We start from the raw sequence: 4,531 nt of genomic DNA, 5'->3' as shown, positions 1-4,531 counted from the left end.
GGCACGGCCTGATCCAACCACACCAGAGCAGCAACCTCACACAGCGTCACACACAGCCGTCACCATCACGCTCCGATTAGCCCCTGAATGCTTGCGTCTGACGCTCACGAAGAGGAAGATCAGCACGATGACCGCACCTGACAGTCTGCCGTGGGCCGTCGCGGCGGAGGAGAACCCCGCACCGGCGAGTCTGGATACCGGTCGGCCTTACCCAACCTTTAGCACATTGTCATTTTTCGCACCTTGTGCACTTGTGGAGATCTCGTGCAACATCAGTAACTGCTCAGCCAGGCCGAGGTGAAGGTCGGTTGATTCCCGACTACCCGGAGCGTGACGTGCTCGACCTGGCGGACTCGCACGCCGCGCAGCCACACCGAAGACCTCGTCACGGGCCGCGCCGCGCACACGCCGCACCGGAGGACTTCAGCGAAGGCGTGCCGCGACTGGTTTTCCTCATACCGGCACACAACGAACAGGACCGCATAGCCGATGCCATCCTCGGCATGCAGCAGCAGACCAGACCTCCCGACCTCATCGTTGTCGTCGCCGACAACTGCACCGACGCCACTGCGGAGATCGCCCAGCGGCACGGAGCGGATGTCTTCCCCACCCAGGGCAACACCCACAAGAAGGCCGGGGCGCTCAACCAGGCCATCGCGTGGGTGCTTCCGTACCTCGCAGACCGTGATCTGATCCTCGTTCAGGACGCTGACACCGTCCTCAACCCCTACTTCGTCGAGACAGCCATCGGCACCTTCAACCGGAAGGTCGGGGCAGTCGGCGGCGTGTTCTACGGCGAGGAGGGCGGCGGGCTGCTCGGCCTTCTCCAGAGGATGGAGTTCCACCGCTACGCCTGGGAGATCCAGCGCAACGGCGGCAAGGCCACGGTGCTCACCGGCACAGGCACGATGTTCCGGGCGCGGGTGCTCCGGGAAGTTCGCGCCGCGCGCAGGGCCGGCCGGCTCGGCGGCGGCGACGACTACTACAGCCTCGCCTCGCTCACCGAGGACGACGAGATCACCAAGGCGGTCAAGACCCTTGGCTACCGCACCATGTCCCCAGCGGGCTGCTCGGTGACCACCGAGGTCATGACCAGCCTCCCCAAACTCTGGCATCAGCGGATGCGCTGGCAACGTGGCGCCTTGGAGAACCTGCGGGACTACGGCTGGACCCGGGTGACGGCACGCTATTTTTTCCAGCAGTTCATGATGGGCTTCGGCGCCCTGAGCTTCCTGGTCTACCTGGCTTTCATCGCACTGACCCTCTCGACCTATGGCTGGCCCGGCCTCTCGCTGTTCTGGACCTCCATCGGCCTGATCTTTGTGGTCGAGAAGGTGGTCTCGGTGCGCCGAGCGGGGCCGCGGGCTGTTGCCGTGGCGCTGCTGATGGTGCCGGAGATGCTCTACGACCTCTTCCAACACGCCGTCTACTTCGCTTCGCTGTGGGGTCTGCTCCGCCGAAGTGAGGAGAAGTGGATCGCCACCTGATCCCCCCCAAGAGCCCCACGCCCCCCACGCATCCCAACCCATCAAACAGGAGGACATCAATGTACGGACGAGTCATAGGCGCGGGCACAACCGGAGCCGGCGGAGCCGCACTGGCCGCCACCGGCGTCTGGATGAACAGCATGGCGGTTCTTGTGGCAGCCACCACCCTCATCGCTGCCGGCTTCGCCCTCTACAAGCTCACCCCGCGCCGCCGCTAGCCATTCCAGCAGGTCCCGGACCGCACCGCAGTGAGAGTGCCTGGCCGCCCCCGATCCGCTCGGCCTCGGGCCCGAGCTGCACGGCCGGTGCGCTCCGGGACCCGCCCTTCTGCGGGGTCCGAAGTGGGTCGGGCTCTGTTGAGCCCGACCCTTTCCGTATTCCCGTGCTGACTTTCAGGGTCTCGTCCGACCGGTCAGGAAGGCGCGCCGGCCAGGACTTCCACCTCGCCGGTGTCGAGCGAGTAGTAGGCGCCGACCACGGCAAGGGCGCCCTTTCCCACGAGTGGGGCCAGATCCCGGTTGGAGCGCAGGTCGGCCGCGGTCAGCTTCACCTGAGCGCGGGCCATGGTCTCGATCGGGTCGGCACCGCCTTCCCGGACCGTCTGCTCGTACGCGGGCCGCAGAGCCCCGGCGATCGCCTCCAGGTTGCCGGGCAGTGGTTTGCCGTCACGGATGGACTTGTACGCCGCCTCGATGGCGCCGCAACGCTGATGCCCGAGGACCACGATGAGCGGAGTGCCACTCGTCATGGGCCCGTACTCCACGGAACCCGTGACCACCGGGCCGACCGCCTCGCCGCCCGTGCGCATCACGTAAAGGTCGCCCAGCCCGGTATCGAAGAGGAGTTCAGGCGGCACCCGGGAGTCGATGCACGAGAGGATCGCCCCGAAAGGTACCTGCTTCTGGGCCACGAACTGGCGTCGGTTCGGATCCCGGTCGGGATGCCGAAGGTCTCCACGCACCCAGCGCTTGTTGCCGTCCATCAGCCTCGCGAGTGCCGCGGCGGGCGTGGCTTGCCGCGCTTCCGGCGAATCGCTGGTCGCCACCGGGGCGGCGCTCGTCGATGAGCACCCCGCAAGCGCGACCGTGGCGGCCACAAGTCCGCCGGCGAGCAGAGCTCTGCGATCCGGATGTCCCGCTCTGTCCATCGGTCGTTCCCCTCAGTCCGCTGAGACGCGTCCGTACGTCTTGATGAGGGCGATTGTTCAGCGCGGTCTGGGAGCCCGACGGCAGGCGCAAGCGGGCGTGGGCTGCTTTGCCACCGACGGCCCACAGCCGGGAAGAACTTCCCTGGTGGTCAGGGGGTGAAAGTCGGGTCGGGTTCCACGGACACCTCCAGGAGGAGGGGATGGGTGCGGGTTGCCAGGGTGGGCAGGGTCGTGTCGAGTTCGTGGAGGAGGGCGGGGTGGTCGGTGATGCGGCGGGCGGGGCACCCGAGGGCTGTGGCCATGCCGGAGATGCTGACTTCCTCGAAGGCGGGCCAGGGGGGTTTGCCGCCGTGGCGTTCGGCGAGGCGGTCCATGATCGCGTAGCGGCCGTTGGCCAGGACGACGAAGAGGACTCCGACACCGTAGTGCGCGGCTGTCCAGAGGGCCTGGATCTGGTAGAGCGAGGAGCCGTCGCCGACGACGGCCACCACCGGCCGGTCGGGCGCGGCCATGCGGACTCCGACGGCGGCGGGCATGGCGAAGCCGAGTCCGCCCATGGCCGCGCTGAGGAAGCCGAGCGGGCGGCGGGCCGGCAGTAGTGCGTGCAGGTCGGGACGGCTGGAGGGGGTCTCCTCGACGACGACGGTGTCCGGCGGCAGCCGATCGGCGAGCGCGGCGAGGACGTGCGCGGCACGCAACGGCTGTCCTTCGAGCGGCGGTTCGGGTGCGGGCCTGCGAGCGACGGCCCGGGGCGGTGCGGCGGGCCGGGGAGGCAGGGTGCGCGCCAGTTCGGCGCAGAAGGCGGGCAGGGGGGTGAGGACGGCCAGTTCGGCGGGGGCGCGTTGGGCTTCGCCGGGGTCGTCCGTCGCCAGGACGAGGCGGGTCGTCTGGTGCGCCAAGGGGCCGGGAACGTAGGGGTATTGGCGCAGGACGGGCGCCCCTACGGCCAGCACGAGGTCATGGGGAGCGAGGGTCTCCCGGAGCCGGGTGCGGTCGCTGGGAAGGTGTCCGGCAAAGTTCGGATGGTCCTGGGGGAAGCCGGCCCGGGCGCCGAAGGATTCCTGCCACACCGGGCATCCGAGCCGTTCGGCGAGCGTGGTCAGCGCCTGCCAGGTGGCAGGGTGGTCCGCCCCCGCGCCGACGACCAGGGCGGGGGAGACGGCGGCCGTCAACAGTTCGGCGACCTTCGCGACGGAGGCGGTGTCGGCACCGCCGGCCCGCAGCAGCACCGCGGGCGCGGGTACGGGCAGTTCCTCGGCCGGCTGGGCCCAGTCGTCCATCGGCACGACGACCACCGCCGGCCCCCGTGCGGTAACCGCCGCGTGTGCCGCACGGCCGATCGCCCCGGGCACGTCCTGGGCGCGGGCAGGCGTCTCCACCCGTACCGGGTAATCGCCCGCGAGACCCTCCAGACGCCCCGTCAGAAAGGGCTCGTGGGCGAGGTGCCGGCGGTCCTGCTGCCCGACCAGCACCACCAGCGGAGCCTTGTTCTCCCGTGCGGTTGCGAGCGCGCCGACCGCGTTGCCCAGCCCGGCGGTGGTGTGCAGCAGGACCAGCGCGGGCGCCTGGCGTGCGATCGCCCAGCCGGTCGCGGCGCCGACCACCGACCCCTCGTGCAGGGCGAGGACGAATTCCAGGTCGTCGGGAAGGTCTGCGAGCAGGGACACCTCGGTCGAGCCGGGATTGGCGAACAACGTGGTCAGCCCGTGAGTACGCAGGACATCGAACGAGGCATCTCGCACGGAGCGCATAACGGTTCCTTTCGGGAAGTATCGACGTACGGATCGGGACACAGGGACCGCAGGTCAGTCCCCCTGATCCCTGTCGGGTACGCCTTGCGGGCGTGAAAACATGGCGGTGGTGCCTGTCCGCCGACTCCGATGCTTCGTTGGGACGT

General features: G+C 69.1%; 4 protein-coding genes. 2 read left to right on the top strand and 2 right to left on the bottom strand.

The window, feature by feature from the left end; all coding sequences use genetic code 11:
• The first annotated feature begins 308 nt into the window (after positions 1 to 308).
• Together EFK10_RS09315 and EFK10_RS47175 are read left to right on the top strand one after the other, a co-directional pair.
• Positions 309 to 1,487 carry a glycosyltransferase gene (locus tag EFK10_RS09315; protein WP_127355262.1) on the top strand — a complete coding sequence of 393 codons (1,179 nt, stop codon included), beginning with the start codon at positions 309 to 311 and terminating at the stop codon, positions 1,485 to 1,487.
• Between the two features lie 59 nt (positions 1,488 to 1,546).
• The gene (locus EFK10_RS47175; protein WP_164835897.1) at positions 1,547 to 1,705 is read left to right on the top strand and encodes a hypothetical protein; all 159 of its coding nucleotides are present in this window, start codon (positions 1,547 to 1,549) and stop codon (positions 1,703 to 1,705) included.
• Between the two features lie 194 nt (positions 1,706 to 1,899).
• On the opposite strand, the gene EFK10_RS09310 is transcribed toward EFK10_RS47175, so the two are convergent.
• Positions 1,900 to 2,634 (bottom strand): carbonic anhydrase, encoded by a 735-nt coding sequence (locus tag EFK10_RS09310; protein ID WP_206305379.1) that lies wholly within the window; start codon positions 2,632 to 2,634, stop codon positions 1,900 to 1,902.
• A gap of 149 nt (positions 2,635 to 2,783) precedes the next feature.
• Entirely contained in the window at positions 2,784 to 4,385 is a 1,602-nt protein-coding gene (locus tag EFK10_RS09305; protein ID WP_127355261.1) for a thiamine pyrophosphate-dependent enzyme, read from the bottom strand.
• Positions 4,386 to 4,531: the final 146 nt, after the last annotated feature.

The organism is Streptomyces soli (assembly GCF_003999195.1).
Taxonomy (GTDB): Bacteria; Actinomycetota; Actinomycetes; order Streptomycetales; family Streptomycetaceae; genus Actinacidiphila; species Actinacidiphila soli.
The sequence above is the reverse complement of the archived record's forward strand: the minus strand, read 5'-3'. Positions and strand labels throughout refer to the sequence as shown.